This window comes from Epilithonimonas sp. (assembly GCF_032054305.1).
Lineage (GTDB): Bacteria > Bacteroidota > Bacteroidia > Flavobacteriales > Weeksellaceae > Epilithonimonas.
This window is the reverse complement of the sequence record NZ_DAMBSX010000001.1, coordinates 13198-28566: the sequence shown is the minus strand read 5'-3', so window position 1 is coordinate 28566 and position 15369 is coordinate 13198. Positions and strand designations below refer to the sequence as shown.

At 29.8% G+C, this 15369-nt stretch carries 11 protein-coding genes, 1 tRNA gene and 1 riboswitch; of the genes, 5 read left to right on the top strand and 7 right to left on the bottom strand.

Features of this window, described 5'->3' with window-relative positions; genetic code table 11:
• Positions 1-2 precede the first annotated feature (2 nt).
• Positions 3-704: a response regulator transcription factor gene (locus RTX21_RS00140; protein ID WP_312764491.1), complete on the bottom strand. Its 702-nt coding sequence runs from the start codon at positions 702-704 to the stop codon at positions 3-5.
• 158 nt (positions 705-862) lie between these two features.
• On the opposite strand from RTX21_RS00140, the gene crcB reads away from it, so the two are divergent.
• Positions 863-1228, top strand: coding sequence for a fluoride efflux transporter CrcB (crcB, locus tag RTX21_RS00135; protein ID WP_312764490.1), 366 nt, complete (start codon positions 863-865; stop codon positions 1226-1228).
• Between the two features lie 111 nt (positions 1229-1339).
• Positions 1340-1424, top strand: a tRNA-Ser gene (locus RTX21_RS00130).
• A gap of 690 nt (positions 1425-2114) precedes the next feature.
• Here the strand turns inward: RTX21_RS00130 and RTX21_RS00125 are convergent.
• From RTX21_RS00125 to RTX21_RS00115, 3 genes are all read right to left on the bottom strand, one after another.
• Entirely contained in the window at positions 2115-2885 is a 771-nt protein-coding gene (locus RTX21_RS00125; protein WP_312764489.1) for a DUF2971 domain-containing protein, read from the bottom strand.
• Complete coding sequence (locus tag RTX21_RS00120; RefSeq protein WP_312764487.1) at positions 2878-3681, bottom strand: hypothetical protein; 804 nt, start codon at positions 3679-3681, stop codon at positions 2878-2880. The genes RTX21_RS00125 and RTX21_RS00120 overlap by 8 nt, the downstream gene beginning before the upstream one ends.
• 300 nt (positions 3682-3981) lie before the next feature.
• Complete coding sequence (locus RTX21_RS00115) at positions 3982-4368, bottom strand: hypothetical protein (protein ID WP_312764486.1); 387 nt, start codon at positions 4366-4368, stop codon at positions 3982-3984.
• A 456-nt stretch (positions 4369-4824) separates the two neighbouring features.
• Here RTX21_RS00115 and RTX21_RS00110 point away from each other — a divergent pair, with 456 nt between their 5' ends.
• Genes RTX21_RS00110 through RTX21_RS00100 form a run of 3 tightly spaced genes read left to right on the top strand, consistent with a single transcriptional unit; the run spans position 4825 to position 12167 of the window.
• Positions 4825-7044, top strand: coding sequence for an N-6 DNA methylase (locus RTX21_RS00110; RefSeq protein WP_312764484.1), 2220 nt, complete (start codon positions 4825-4827; stop codon positions 7042-7044).
• Positions 7041-8906 carry a restriction endonuclease subunit S gene (locus tag RTX21_RS00105; protein ID WP_312764482.1) on the top strand — a complete coding sequence of 622 codons (1866 nt, stop codon included), beginning with the start codon at positions 7041-7043 and terminating at the stop codon, positions 8904-8906. The genes RTX21_RS00110 and RTX21_RS00105 overlap by 4 nt, the downstream gene beginning before the upstream one ends.
• A 3-nt stretch (positions 8907-8909) precedes the next feature.
• Positions 8910-12167, top strand: a complete 3258-nt coding sequence (locus tag RTX21_RS00100) for a type I restriction endonuclease subunit R (protein WP_312764481.1) — start codon at positions 8910-8912, stop codon at positions 12165-12167.
• On the opposite strand, the gene RTX21_RS00095 is transcribed toward RTX21_RS00100, so the two are convergent.
• The 3 genes from RTX21_RS00095 to RTX21_RS00085 form a co-directional block, all read right to left on the bottom strand.
• Positions 12119-13324: a BT4734/BF3469 family protein gene (locus tag RTX21_RS00095; RefSeq protein WP_312764480.1), complete on the bottom strand. Its 1206-nt coding sequence runs from the start codon at positions 13322-13324 to the stop codon at positions 12119-12121. The genes RTX21_RS00100 and RTX21_RS00095 overlap by 49 nt on opposite strands.
• Positions 13325-13498: 174 nt before the next feature.
• The gene (locus RTX21_RS00090; RefSeq protein ID WP_312764479.1) at positions 13499-13774 is read right to left on the bottom strand and encodes a helix-turn-helix domain-containing protein; all 276 of its coding nucleotides are present in this window, start codon (positions 13772-13774) and stop codon (positions 13499-13501) included.
• Between the two features lie 29 nt (positions 13775-13803).
• The gene (locus tag RTX21_RS00085; protein WP_312764477.1) at positions 13804-15111 is read right to left on the bottom strand and encodes a phage integrase SAM-like domain-containing protein; all 1308 of its coding nucleotides are present in this window, start codon (positions 15109-15111) and stop codon (positions 13804-13806) included.
• A 113-nt stretch (positions 15112-15224) separates the two neighbouring features.
• A riboswitch (SAM-I-IV-variant riboswitch) is annotated at positions 15225-15332 on the bottom strand.
• Between the last annotated feature and the right edge of the window lie 37 nt (positions 15333-15369).

The following is a 15369-nucleotide window of genomic DNA, read 5'->3' as shown; positions in this document are numbered from 1 at the left end:
GTTTAAGGTTTTTTGAGTACATAACCCATTCCTATAACAGTATGGATGATCTTGTCATCTTCCTGATTGTCCAGTTTTTTTCTGAGGTAATTGACATAGACGTCAACAACGTTTGTCCCTAATTCGTAGTTCACGCCCCAGACAGCTTCCAGGATTTCAGATCTGGATATCACTTTTTCGGGATTGTTCAGAAAGTAGAGTAGGAGCTTGTACTCTGTTGAGGTCAAAGAGACCTCTGTCCCAGCACGGGTTACTTTTTTTGTGTAATCGTTGACCATGAGATCAGAAAATTGATAGATGTTCTCATTGTCGATCTCGAGTGTTTCTTTCCCGTTATGGTGTCCGCTTCTTCTCAATAGAGATTTGATGCGGGCAACAAGCTCGATGAACTTGAAGGGCTTTACAAGGTAATCGTCGCCTCCGCTTTCCAGGCCCAGCACTATATTTTCCGAGGAGTCCAAAGCTGTAAGGAATAGGATAGGGACTGTTTTGTTCTTTTTTCTGATTTCTTTGCAGACTTCCAGCCCATTGATGTCGGGCAGCATGATGTCGAGAATGATCATGTCAAAGCTATTTTCTTCCACAAGTTTTATCCCTGTAGAGCCATCCAGAGCTACGGAAATCTCGTAACCCAACTCCTGTAATCCCTTTTTTATAAAAGAAACAACGCTGGATTCATCTTCTATCAGAACGATTTTTTTCATAACTAATAATTACAAAAATATAAAATTACTTTGTCGGAGAATTTGATTTAGCCCCAAATTGCGTCCAGATCTTTGATCTTTTCAAAAATACAATTTATAATCAATAAAATAAGGCTTAGCTGAAGTCTGTTTTTCTTTGTTTTTTATAATTTAGCAAGATGAGAAATTTGATTTATATCTTCTTGGGAGGAGGCTTGGGTAGCGTTGCACGTTTCCTGATCTCGAATTATAGTCAGAAACTTTGGAATATAGATGGGTTTCCTTTGGGGACATTTGTTGTTAATATGACAGGATGTTTCCTGATCGGGATTTTATCAGCTTATTTCCTGAAAGTCGATAATGCAATGAAATATCTTTTGATAACAGGCGTTTGTGGCGGTTATACCACATTCTCCACTTTTTCAGCCGAGAATTATTCGCTTTGGCAAAATGGTAATTATGGATTGTTGATTTTGTATGCTTTATCAAGTCTTATTTTAGGTTTAATAATGGTGTTTCTAGGCTTTCAGATGATGAAAGGTTAATTTTTGGCTTTGATAATTAGAGAATTAAATTTTTTTTGCAAATATAATTTGGTCGTAATAGAAAAGGTTTTTATATTTGCACCACTGAAAACGAGAAATCGTAGCAAGTATGGAGAGTTGGCAGAGTGGTCGATTGCGGCAGTCTTGAAAACTGTTGACTGTAACAGGTCCGGGGGTTCGAATCCCTCACTCTCCGCTAACACTAATCAAAACTCACTGATTTACAGTGGGTTTTTTCTTTTTATAGAATTTAATTCCCCACCGTTTCCCCACATTCGTTTTGATTAGCATTTTTATTGAACAGTTATAAACCTCTTGATAAATTCCATGCAAGTGCATGTAGTTTAATTAAACTGGCTTCTTCTCCTATCAATAAGGTTTATATTGTAAAGTTAATGTAAAATAATAAGTATTTTGCTATACTTTAGAAATGTTATAACATATGGAATATTTTCTCTCGATTAGAGAAAGAATATTTTTGTAATTAATGAGACCCACCCCAGCCATCAAAAAAAACGTTTTTCTTTTCATGTAAGGGAGGGGTAATTTCTATATAGACCCTTCTCTCTCAAATTTTGTGAATATTAATCAACCCTTTTGTAAATTATTTTACTTCTATTGGATATTGTTAGATTAATAGGATAGATTAACCAATAAAAACCGATAGACGTACCCATGCGGGATTACGATTTTAGGCAATATCTTTTTTGTTTAATGGTTTATAGGCTAAAGAGTGAAAAGTGCTAAAATTGATCGTACATGGTTTACTTATTTGATAGTTTATAATTATTTTAAAAACAATAAAAAAAATTGAAAGTAAAAAGTTAATAGATTTTAATTTATGATTTAATTGCACATCTTTAATACGATGTAAAACAATATTTTATTACCAAAAACTTCTCATGTAAATTGTACCTTCTTTATATTTTTTAAATTGTACTTCATAATTATTACCCATTGTAATTCCAAAATAAACCTCAATATTAGTATGCTTAGTAATTTCTATAACATTGTCAACAACTTCTTTACTAGCTCTAGCTCCTATATAAACAGCCTTGATTAATTCACTTCCTATTTCAATGTAATCAGTTTCATAATCACTAAATAACGCTACACGATATTCTTTTTCATATTTCCACTCAATTTGTTTATTGAATAACATTTTAGATGTCTTTGAATAGATGTCCTCTAACATATTAATTTTGGGAGGATACTTCGAGTACTTAACTTTTGATGCAAGTAAGAACTTTTTAACAGTTTCTAAGTAGAAAAAAAGGACACTAGAATATTGAATGCAGATTCCACTATGATTATTTGCATAATGTGACCACATTAAATTACTTTTATTATCTTCAGTGAAAGAGGATAAAGTTATGACCTTAGTTAAGGAATTTCTTTGTTCTTGTTCAATATACCAAACAAAAGCTTCTTTGGTTTTGACATTTTGACACCATTCACTAAATTCTTGCAATGTACCGTCTGGATGCGTTTTAAAAAATTCGTCTTTATGCCCTTTTTCATTAGGATTTATAATCAAATTGAATTTAAGTTCAAAAGGGTCATTTAAATTATATGCAGATGAAAATCTTATTGAAGGAGTTTTCCCCAAAACGCTATTAAGTACATTTAAATCTGGAATAGAATAAAACTTAAACATTGTTTTTAAAGATGTTTTTGCTTGCAATTACATTTAAAGCTTCTAATATCGTTTCTTCTTTTATATCAATAAACTTAAAAAGTCCAGCCTCTGAAATTTTAATTAGGTTTTCATAACAAGAAATTGTTAAAGTTGACTTTTCTAATAGCTTATTTCCACCTTGAACTTTGTTATTTGATATTTTTGATTTTCTAAAAATGTAACCAAAAAAATCAGGAAGTGCTAATAAACTTATTTTTGATTTCTCACAAAAAGTCATTTGTTTGAGCACATAATCTAATTTAGGAAAGCTTAACGTTTCAATGTCATTTTTCCCGTAAACATTTCTGTCAAAATACAAAGTTATTTCTTTTTCAAATAGTTCTGGAGCAAAGTCCCTTAAGTATGTGTTTAACGTTGTGATATAATAAAAAACTGCTTGGAACTCTACCTTATCAAAGTTCAAAACATCATTATTGAATTTACTAAGAATTTTTGTTGCTTCAAAGAGACTGGACTGCAAATATTTATAACAGAAGCAATAAAGTTTATTATTTATGATTAAGTCAGTTAAATCCCGAATTAATAATTTTCGTGGTTTATTTTCCCGAAATACTGTCGTGGCATGAAAAACTTTAGTTTGTAATCTGTGATTTTTGTACAGTATATTTAATTGTTTATTAATTTCAGGAACTTGTTCTTTTTTACAAACTACACCAAAATAATAAATCTCGTCTTCTATATCCCCATTGTTTTTATAAAACTTTGTTTCATCACAAAAAATAAGGGTGTTAATTCCTTTTAATATATTCTCCACACTTTCGGTTTTTTATCTAACTTAAATATCCGAAATTAAATCCCGTCATCAAAATATTTTCAATTTCATAGATAAATAAAATGCGAAGTTAGAAGTATGGTTTTTAGTTCTAACGAATTTATTAATGTGATTCAAATAATGATAGTTGAATACTTGAAAAATATTGGTACACGTACCCATGCAGGGTTAAGATTTTATGCATTATATTTTTATTTTGACAGGTAAGTACCATAATGGAGTTAAAATGGGAAAAATGATAGCGCCTCTCTAAATCTTCCTTCAAGTATTCGAAATAGCAGTTTAATCTGTAAAACTTGTTTTCCTAAAAGCAATAAAATAAGAAACGAAAGCCATTAAATGCGCGGAAATATCTATTAAAGCAGATATTCTCAAACTCTTATTAGAATTTTCTTTAAAAATAAGATATGAAAAGTAGGTTGTTGATACTAAAACAACTGTTGAAAGTATAATGAAACCTATTTTTTTATCTTCATTTGGGAATATTGTTAATGATACAGTAATAGCAAACATCAACAATACACAGAGAATCATAAAATGTAGCCATATAGGGTTTTCTACAGAATAAAAATTATTAACTATACGAAGCAAAAAGTTTTCAAGTATTCTTGAAAGAATAACAATTAGATAGAAGGCTGGAACAAAGATTAAAAACCTGAAAATTTTCATGATTTATTGATTTTTTTAATCACTCAGCCCCAAAGTGAAAGGTTATTAAATAGAAAAAACGTGGGACTAAACTTAATTTGCAAACAGAGGTTCTGACAAAACCATACAGCACAAACAAGAATAGCCCACGCAAGCGTGAGCATCAACTGTTTATTCTGTGCTGTATTGAAACTGTCAGATTTCTGTTTACAGAATAAAAGCTAACGCTTTTTATTATTTAAAAAATTATACTTCTATAATTTTCTCTATTTTATTTTCACAAATTTAAAAATTGTTTTTAAATAAATATATTTTTTATTATTTAATACAATTTATATTTTAACACATATTTATTTATAGGCTTACCTTAGATATAATTATTTAAATATTTTTATATTGCCACTTTAACATTATCAAAAATGTCCCAAAAAAACTATAAATTGCTTCTCAATTTTTAATGTAGGTAGTAATTTACAAATGACTAATAAAGAATTAAATAAGCTAAAGAATGACCTTTGGAGTGCAGCAACTAAAATGCGTTCTGATTCAGATTTGAAGCTTAATGAAATAGACACGCCACTTTTAGGGTTAATTTTTCTAAAGTTTGCAGATAATAAATATAAAGTTGTTGAAAGTGAAATACTCTTTGAAATAGAGGCTCAAAAAAATAGTAGAAGACAAAGACATGTTTATGAAATTGCTATTGAAAAATGTGGGTTTTATTTACCTGAAAAAGCGAGATATAACTACCTTTTAAATCTTCCTGAAGAAGCAGATATTGCGAAAGCTATTAAAGATGCTATGGATGCAATTGAAAGCTATAAGCCTGAACTTAAAGATGTACTTCCGAAAGATGAATATTTTGCTTTAGCAAGAATTGATAATTCTCTTTTAAAAACCTTGCTGAAAAATTTCTCTGATATACCTGAAAATGCTACAGGAGATATTTTTGGTAAGATATATGAATTTTTCCTTGGAAAATTTGCCTTATCTGAAGGACAGGGAGGTGGCGAATTCTATACTCCCACATCGGTAGTTAAATATATGGTTGAGGTAATTGAACCATTTCAAGGAACAGTATTTGACCCTGCATGTGGTTCTGGTGGTATGTTTGTACAATGTTCTAATTTCATAGACCAAAGAAAACAGGAGCTTAATAACAATGATGAAAAAGACCTTTTTGTTTATGGTTCAGAAAAAACATTAGCTACAGTAAATTTAGCTAAAATGAACATTGTAGTAAATGGCTTAAGAGGAGATATAAAACAAGCAAATGCCTACTATGAAGACCCTCATAATTCATTTGGAAAATTTGATTTTGTTATGGCGAACCCTCCTTTTAATGTTAAGGATGTGAACTACGATAGGGTGAAAGAAGATATCCGTTTTAAGACTTATGGAATCCCTCAAAATAAAACAAAATCTACATCTAAAAAAGAAGGAGAAGTCACGCTTGTTCCTAATGCCAATTATATGTGGATTAATCTTTTTGCAACATCTCTAAAACCAAATGGAAGAGCTGCATTAGTAATGCCAAATTCAGCATCAGATGCTAGAAATTCAGAAAAGGACATAAGAGAAAAATTGATAAAAGCAGGTTTAATTTCTCAAATGGTGACTTTAACCTCTAATCTTTTTAGTACAGTAACATTGCCTGCTTCACTATGGTTTTTTGATAAAAGCCAAGAAATTACTGAAGAAGAATTTGAAAGCGAAAAAGAAAATATTAAAATCCTCTTCATTGATGCAAGAAATATCTATTACCAAATAGACCGTGCCCATAGAGAATTCACTCAGGAGCAAATATGGAATCTAGGTATAATTACCCATTTGTACAATGGTAAAGAAAATGACTACTTAGAGCTTGTTGACAAATATTTGCACAATATTTCTGATGGTTTTCCTGATTGTTTAAGAAGCTATCAGACTTTTTTTAAAACATTTAATGAATTTAAGATTGCATTTACCAATTGGTTTAAGAAATCTGAATTTACTAAAGTCCAAAAAGAGAAAATTAAAACAGAAAACTTTGAAGAACTTCTGAATGCTGAACTTGATGATAATGCTAAGTATGAGGAAAGTTTTAAACAAGCTGAAACTAGCCTCAAATCATTTTTGAAACAAGCGGATGCAACCAATGAAAGCCAATTGCATATTGCTGAAGATTTAACAGCTTTTGAGGATGAAAAGAAACATACCAAAAAAGAATTTGAAAAAGCTTTTAGAACCATAGAAAAAGCTTACAAATTTGCTGAAAAAGAGCTTAAGGATAAAACCGATAAACTCTGGAAAGACCTTCCAAATATCAAAAATGTAAAAACTCATTTAGATGCATTTATTGAATTTACCAATCCTCAAATTAATAGAGAAGCTATTTATACAGATGAAACAGAGGGTAAATCTTCAATTTACTATCTAAAACAGATACAATGGTTACAAGAACGTTTTCCTGAAGGAAAATATGAAGATGTAATTGGCTTGTGTAAAGTAGCAAACTATGCAGAAGTTGAAGAACAAGATTTTTCACTTAATTCTGGTCGTTATGTAGGTGTTGTAATTGAAGAAGATGGAATGACTGAAGATGAGTTTGAAATTACACTAAAAAATAGTAACCAAGTGTTTGTTGAATTGTCGAAAGAAGCTAACTTACTTTCTAGTTCAATTAACAATAATATTGAAACATTGTTTAAACCATGAAAAATAATGTGAAATATTATAGGCTTGCAGAAATTTCAACTAAAATTGGAAGCGGTTCTACCCCAAAAGGAGGACAAGATAATTATAAAGAATCAGGTATTTCGTTGATAAGAAGTCTCAACGTACATGATTTTAATTTTAAAAAAGAAAACCTTGCGTTCATTGATGAACAGCAAGCTCAAAAACTTAAAAACGTTATTGTTCAGAAAAACGACATTTTGTTAAATATTACAGGAGCTTCAGTTGGAAGATGTTGTATTGTTCCTAAAGAGGTATTGCCTGCAAGAGTTAATCAACACGTTTCAATTATAAGAGTAGATGAAAAAAAAGCTAATCCAGAATATGTTCTGTATATTTTAAATTCTTCATCTTATAAACAAGGATTATTAAATCTTGCTGAAACAGGTGCTACTAGGGAAGCTTTAACAAAAAATGATATTTCAAATTATTATATTCCTTTACCTGAAATAGGAATCCAAAACGAAATTGCTAATTTACTTTCTAACTATGACCAGTTAATAGAAAACAACAAAAAACGTATTATCATACTAGAGCAAATGGCTGAGCAAATCTATAAAGAATGGTTTGTAAGAATGCGTTTTCCTAATTATCAAAATACTAAGTTTATAAAAGGAATTCCCGAGGGTTGGGAAGCAAATAAATTGGAGAAGTATATTGATGTATATAGAGGTAAATCATATAGCAGTAGTCAACTCAAAGATTGGAGTGAATTACCACTAATTAATTTAAAGAACATTCGTAGAGATGGTGGATTTAGAAGAGATGGATTTAAATTTTTTGAAGGAAAATATTCAAAAACAAACTTAGCTTATTCAGGTGATATAGTAATGGCTGTAACTGATATGACCCAAAGTCGTGATTTAGTTGGAAGAGTTGCATTAGTTCCAAACATAAATGTCTCTAAATTCATTATCTCAATGGATTTGATTAGACTTGTACCCAAAAAATATCCCTACTTATTTTTTTATTCTTTGTTTAGATATTCAGGTATAGGTCATTATTTTAAACAATTTGCAAATGGTGCAAATGTATTACATTTAAATCCAGCAGTAGTTTTGAATCAAACCATAATACTTCCAAATATTGAATTAGCAAAAGAATTTGAAAAATTAATTTCACCTCTAATATCAGAAATTGACAATTTGTATACCCAAATAAATAATTTAACTAAAACCAGAGACCTATTATTGCCACGTTTAATAAGTGGTCAATTGCAAATAAAGTCAAAAGAAGAACAGCGAATTAAAGGAAGTATTACGCCTTTTAAACAGAAGCAGATTATTGCTTATATCATTAAGAAGCAACATGAAAAGAAAATGCCTTCTGGAGAAATGGTTTTGGCTAAAAACATCTACTTAGCTGAAATATTATATGGTGTAAACACAGGATTTAATTGGCAAAATTGGCATTACGGAACTTATGATGGAGCTATCAGAAAAATGCTTTTAGGTAAAGACCAGTTTTTTGTAAAAGAAAAAATAGGAAACACCAGTTTTGAAGTTTTAGCATTGGGAGAAAATAAAGCAAAAATTTTAGATAAAAAATACTATACTCCTAATATTGAAAATTTAGAAAAGGCAATGGATGAGCTTTTGGAAATTTACTCTCATTATCCAACCAAAGAAAGAAGCAGAAAAATTGAACTTCTAAACACGACTTGCAAAGCTATTGCAGATATACAAAGTTTAGACTTAGATGCTATCAGAAATGCTTTTAAAGAATGGAAAACAGAGAAGGCTGATTTCCCAACAAAATGGCATAAATTTACGAAAGAGGAAACTGAAGAATGTATTCAGTTCATACTTTCCAAAAATTGGGATAAGAAACTATTAACCAACTAAACTATGAGAAACTTTTTATCTGAAGACGACATAGAGATTGCAGTTGTTCGAGAACTCCAAAAACAAAGTGATAAATGGAGATTTTTGAACTGTTATACAGCTGATGCTACTAATTTGCAAGACGGCTCTAATCGTTTAGATAAAAGTGAAGTAGTTTTTAAAGATATTCTAAAGGAAAAGCTAATTCAACTCAATTCTTATGTCCCTTTAATAGCAATACACCAAGCTATTGATAAACTTACTACTGGAAAAAGAGCAATGAGCTCGATAAAAGCCAACATTGAGGTTTACAATATGCTTAAAAGTGGAATATCAGTAAGGTATGATGATAGTGACGGAAAAGAAGTTAGAGAAAAACTAAAAGTTATTGACTTTAACAATACTGACCAAAATGACTTTTTGGTAGTTACACAGCTTTGGATAAAAGGAGATTTAGGATTTAGAAGACCTGATCTTATACTTTATATCAATGGATTGCCTCTAGTTCTCATAGAACTTAAAAACAGCAATGTATCAGTTGAGAATGCTTATTTAGACAATTTAACTAATTATAAAAACGAGTTGCCTCAGCTTTTCTGGTATAACGCCATTGCAGTTTTATCCAATGCTAAAGAAACTCGTATTGGTTCGTTCACAGCTCCCTGGGAGCACTTTGCAAGTTGGTTAAGAATAGAAGATGAGAAAGAAAGACCTGACAGAGAAAGTATTGCTAAAAAGGGAATCAGTTTAAAATATATTGTTGAAGGTTTATTTCAGAGGGATAAACTTTTAGATTATATTGAAAACTTCATTATGTTTTATAATTCAGATTATAAAATATGTGCTAAAAACCACCAGTTTATTGGAGTTAATAAAGCAATTGAGTCATTCTCTCATCGAGAAGAAAAACACGGAAAATTAGGGGTTTTCTGGCACACTCAAGGTAGTGGAAAATCATATTCTATGGTTTTCTTTACAAGAAAGGTTTTTAGAAAATTTGAAGGTGATTACACTTTCTTAGTCATTACAGACCGAACTGATTTAGATACCCAAATTTACAGAAACTTTGTAAATATGGGAGCGAGTAAAGAAGCTGATACTGTACTGCCGAATAACAGTGAAGAGTTACGAGAACTCTTAAAAACCAATAAAAAATACATTTTCACCGTAATCCATAAATTCAGATTTGACAAAGGAAAACAATATCCTATTATTTCTGAAAGAGATGACATCATTGTAATTGTAGATGAAGCTCACCGAACACAATATGCTTCTTTAGCAGAAAACATGCGTGTTGGTTTGCCAAATGCACAATTTATCGCCTTTACTGGTACACCTCTTTTAGGTAAGGAAAAGAAAACAAATGCTTGGTTTGGTGATTATATATCTGAATATAATTTTGCTCAAGCGATTGATGATGGTGCAACTGTTCCTTTGTTTTATGACAAACGCCTTCCAGAAGTTCTGATTGCAAATGATGATTTAAATGAAGAATTAGCAACTATTCTTGAAGAGGAAAATTTAGATGAGCAACAACAGCAAAAACTTGAAAATAAATTTTCCAAAGAATTGGAGGTTATTAAACGTGATGACCGATTAGAAACAATTGCTAAAGATATAGCTTATCATTTTCCAAGAAGAGGTTATTTAGGAAAAGGAATGGTTATTTGTGTTGATAAGTTTACAGCAGTCAACATGTATGACAAAGTTAACAAGTACGTTAAAGAGCAATTAAAACAACTTAGAAAAGAACTTAAAGAAGTTGATTCTGCAAAAATAAAAGAAGAACTAAAAAGTATTATCCATTATCTCAATAAACTGGAAATGGCTGTTGTAATTAGTGAAGATGCTAATGAGAATGAATTATTTGAAGCTAGAGGTTTAAATATCCAATACCACAGGAAAAAACTTAATTCTTTGGATAAGAATCAAGAAAGTATTGAAGATAATTTTAAAGATGAAAATCATCCTTTGCAATTGGTTTTTGTTTGTGCGATGTGGTTAACAGGATTTGATGCTCCAACGGTTTCAACATTGTATCTTGATAAACCAATGCAAAATCATACTCTAATGCAAACTATAGCAAGAGCGAATAGGGTTGCTTCACCTATAAATGGAGTTGAGAAGAAAAACGGACTAATAATTGACTACTACAATGTTTTTAGAAACATCAAAAAAGCGTTAGCCGATTACGGAAACGGAGAAGAAGCAGATACTAAACAAAATCCTGAAGATGAAGACCCTGTACAAGATTTCGCACAGCTATATGTTTTGCTCAATGAAACAATTGAAACTTGTATTAGTTTTTGTAATAATTTAGGTATTAATCTAAATGAAATTGTTCAGAGTGAAGAGACTTTCTCAAAACTTGAATTGTTCAATTCCTATGCAGATATTTTATTAGGAAATGATAATTTAAGAAAAGAATTTAATGTATATGACAATACTGCATATGGTTTATATGAAGCTTGCAGACCTAATATTTTACAATTCAAAGATAGATATAAAATTGTTGAAGTAATTCATTATTTACGAGGGGTTTGTGATTCTCATATTGGTGAAGCAAATATTGCTAATGCTGAAAATAGAATTACAGAACTACTTGACCAGAGTGTATTAGCTACAGATGAAGCAAAAGAAAATTTATCTCAAAATTTTAATTACAAGTCATCTATTCAAGGATATAAAAAGGAATTAAATCTTGCAACCTTAAACTTTGATAAATTAAGAGAAGAGTTTGCAACAAAAAAGTATAAAAACATTGAAATAAGCGATCTTAAAGCTTTTTTGGAGAGTAAACTCTTGCAAATGCTTTCTGAAAATACAACAAGAATTTCATTTTTAGAAAAATTTCAGGCAATTGTTGATAGATATAATTCAGGGGGTAGATTAACAGAAGATTATTATTCTGAGCTTTTGGAGATTGCTGGAGAATTAAATCAGGAAGGGTTAAGAGCAAAAAGAGAAGGGTTAACAGAGGCTGAACAAGAAATATTTGATTTAATATTAAAAGACACACTAACAAAAAAAGAAAAGCAACAAGTAAAACTTGCTGCTAAAAATCTTTTGATGAGATTAAAAGAAGAAAAACCTGTAGTTTTAATTCAGGATTGGTTTAGAGATACTCAAAGCCAAATCAAAGTAAAAAGTGCTATTGAAATGGTTTTGGATTCCCTTTTACCAGAATCTTATAACCGTACAGATTTCTCTTCAGTTAGTGACAAAGTTTACAATCATATACTAGTCCAAGCCTCGATGGGATATGGGTGGATTTCTGCTTGATTTTTTTTCTTTATTTCAAGTTTAAACTCTTTATAGTATTTCTCAATAGTTTTAATATTTAACCCTGTTTGATTTGCTAATTTTACTTGTGTTATTTTTCCTAATGTTTGAAATTCCCAGCTATCTATTGATTTCTTCATTTTCATTTTTGTTTTTTCTTTTCTAATCTTACCCGTGATTTCATTGGTTACTTTTGATTTTTGTTTTCTGTCTAATTTAAATATGGGGTTAAATAAAACTCTTCTTTCTTTATTTAACATTGGAGATACATTTTCTAATTTGTCAATGCTTTTAACAATTTTTATTATTTCGTTCTCTTGCAAATGAGGGTAACAACGTCTCTTATTTATTAAAAGCATAAAATGTAAGAGATTATTGTAGGAAATATCTGGCTGTAGTGCCTTTATTTGGTAAGCAATTGCATTAATATGATGATTTCTTGCACCATGTGATATGGCTCTAGGTATAACAACTTCTGAAATAAATTCTTTTTCATCATAAAATACAATATATTCTTCTCCATTAAAATCATATTCATCAATATTATTGAATCTTAAATATTTTTCCCCCAATTCATTATTATCTCCTTCTTTTTTTAAAGTTATTTTTGTTTTGGGGGATTTTTTAGTTTTATAAATTATTTCTTCACAAACGAAAGTTTCAGAGTCTTCATTAAAATATATGTTTTCATCATAACTGTTTATACAATATTGCGTAGCCTTACTTGCTCCGCTATCTGATTTTACATTTAATAGTTCTGAAATTTTAGTATAAGTATCTTTAAAATTTTCTAAAGTTAATCCTTGAACTTTAATTAAAACTCCTCTTCCTGTTTCTGATAATGATAACCACGAAGCATAAATATAATTATTTTCTAAATTGATTTCGGTTGTTCCATCAATATCAATATATATAAAACCTGTTGATGATTTTAGATTTGAATTTCTTTTTGATTCATTAAAATTAAAGTTCAAAGTAAAGCAAGGGAGCTGTCCTTTTATTATATCATATCTGTTTTTATCTCTATAATAAACTTTTCTCGCTTCTAATATTTTTTGCTTTACTTCTTCATCAGGATTTGCAACTCTATCAAGGAAATCATAAACATCAATTTCTTTTAAGACTTCTGGATTCTTTATATTTTTAAATAAATTCATTTTAATAATTTTTAAAAACTAAGAACCCTCAGAAGTACAAATACTTTGAGTGTGATTATTTGAACAAATATGTCCCGAATCTGGAATTACTTCCGTGTAGCACCGTTCCGATGAGGTCGGTTGCCGTTACCTAAATTATAGGCACTTCTAAAGATTCTTAGTTGTGGTTGATATTTAATTAATTGGTTTCATAGCTGAATGAATGTCAGATAATTTATAGAAAACTCTGTCTCCAATACCATGAGCTTTAATTAAACCGCTTTTAGTATGTCTACCTAATGTGCTTAAACTCATTCCAAGATATTCTGCTGTTTCATTTCTTGAAAGATATTTATCTTCATCTGCTAACATGTCCTTAAACCATTTTGCAAATCTTGTTGATTCTTCTCTAATCACTTCTCTAACAACTTGTTTTATGTTAGATAATACATCTGATATTATTTTTTTCATTTTAATAAATTTTAATTATTTGTTGTTATTTATAAATATTCAGCTAATGCTAAAGATTGCTGTTCATCTATCTTACCAATATATTTCATCAACATAGTTGGAGTGGAATGTCCAGTTGCCACCATTAAAAGTGGAGTTGGTATTTTCCCAAAATTATTAGATGCAAATGACCTTCTGCCAATGTGAGAACTGACTAACTGCCACTTAGGATAGTAACCCTTAATCTTTCTACGATTATTTTTCTTTCTTGTCTTTATGGAATCTGATTCATCCTTAACTGCTAATGTCCCTTCTACAATTTCATCAATGCCAACATATTCGCATATCTTTTTTATATGTTCATTGTATCTTTGTTCTGACATTTTTCGAGGAAAACTCCAATTTCTCTTTTTAAGAATTTTTATAATTCTTTCATCCAAGACTAATGAAATTTGCTTGTTCGTTTTTTCTTGAGTAAATTCAATAAAATATCTGTTTCTACCTCTTATGACTTTTTCAGTAATCATTGAGGTGTCAAATCTCATAAAATCAGAAATCCTTTGTCCACTAAAACAAGAAATTAATAACCAATCTTTTGCTGTCTCCAAATGTTCATCTGAAAAATTTGATTTTTCAATTAAATCCAATTCCTCAGTAGTTAGAAATACAAACATTGTTTTTTCGGTTTTGCATCTAATTCTGTTTAAACCTGAATAAATTGGATAACCATTTCCTTGCGCATGATATAGGATGGTCTTGATGAATTTGAAATTTCTTTCAAAATAGTTTATTGAATACTTTTCTACATCAGTACAAAATCTCTCAAAGTCATTTTTAAAATCATTATCAATGTCAATCAATAGCAAATGTTTAAGTTTTCTATTATGTATATATCTTTCAATAATTTTTTTTATGCAATTTACCTTTGTTACATAATCATTACTGATTGTTGTTCCTTTTGATTCCAAAAACTTATTACAATAATCAATGAAAGAAATATCTTTTGAATCTTCTTTTGTTTGTGGATAAATGATGTTTTTTAACCATTCTTTATCAATTTTCTGATGAGTCGATTTATAAGATTCTTCTATTTCTCGCTTCAAATTTAAAAGCCGATAATTTACAATCTTGTTTTCACTACTTTGATGTTTTGTTTCCGCATCTCTTTTAGTAATTTGTTTACCATTTTTGTATTCATAATACTGCTCCAACAAACATTCGTTTATGGAGTCCCAATCTTCAAGATTAACAGTTTCTTTTGTAGCCATTGTTAAATCAATAGCTCTACCAATTCTTACTCTTAAGTAAATTGTGTTGCTCCCATCTTTAGGGTTTTGTAGAAAAAACTTTGTTTTCATTTTTTTAATAAATTTAAATTAATACTTCTTTTTTTATTTGTTCAATAAAAAAGCAGGTGTAAATTCAAATTTTCTTATGAAAACTTTACAGAAAATGAAATCTGCACCTTTGTTTAGCCTTTTACAGCCTTGCTTGTTAGCCGAATCATTGAGCCACCTTATCAGATGGTCTGACAGGTTGGCGTTTATTCATAAAGAATAAAACTCTATAGATTCTAAATTATAGAACAAAAAAATCCAAAGCACAATTTGTGCTTT

What these genes read in the sequence shown, in the direction of transcription:
- RTX21_RS00105 (WP_312764482.1), top strand. Translation starts at nt 7,041, where the DNA reads ATGAAAAATAATGTGAAATATTATAGGCTTGCAGAAATTTCAACTAAA.
- RTX21_RS00095 (WP_312764480.1), bottom strand. Translation starts at nt 13,324, where the DNA reads ATGAATTTATTTAAAAATATAAAGAATCCAGAAGTCTTAAAAGAAATT.
- RTX21_RS00085 (WP_312764477.1), bottom strand. Translation starts at nt 15,111, where the DNA reads ATGAAAACAAAGTTTTTTCTACAAAACCCTAAAGATGGGAGCAACACA.
- RTX21_RS00100 (WP_312764481.1), top strand. Translation starts at nt 8,910, where the DNA reads ATGAGAAACTTTTTATCTGAAGACGACATAGAGATTGCAGTTGTTCGA.
- RTX21_RS00090 (WP_312764479.1), bottom strand. Translation starts at nt 13,774, where the DNA reads ATGAAAAAAATAATATCAGATGTATTATCTAACATAAAACAAGTTGTT.
- RTX21_RS00125 (WP_312764489.1), bottom strand. Translation starts at nt 2,885, where the DNA reads ATGTTTAAGTTTTATTCTATTCCAGATTTAAATGTACTTAATAGCGTT.
- RTX21_RS00110 (WP_312764484.1), top strand. Translation starts at nt 4,825, where the DNA reads ATGACTAATAAAGAATTAAATAAGCTAAAGAATGACCTTTGGAGTGCA.
- RTX21_RS00115 (WP_312764486.1), bottom strand. Translation starts at nt 4,368, where the DNA reads ATGAAAATTTTCAGGTTTTTAATCTTTGTTCCAGCCTTCTATCTAATT.
- crcB (WP_312764490.1), top strand. Translation starts at nt 863, where the DNA reads ATGAGAAATTTGATTTATATCTTCTTGGGAGGAGGCTTGGGTAGCGTT.
- RTX21_RS00140 (WP_312764491.1), bottom strand. Translation starts at nt 704, where the DNA reads ATGAAAAAAATCGTTCTGATAGAAGATGAATCCAGCGTTGTTTCTTTT.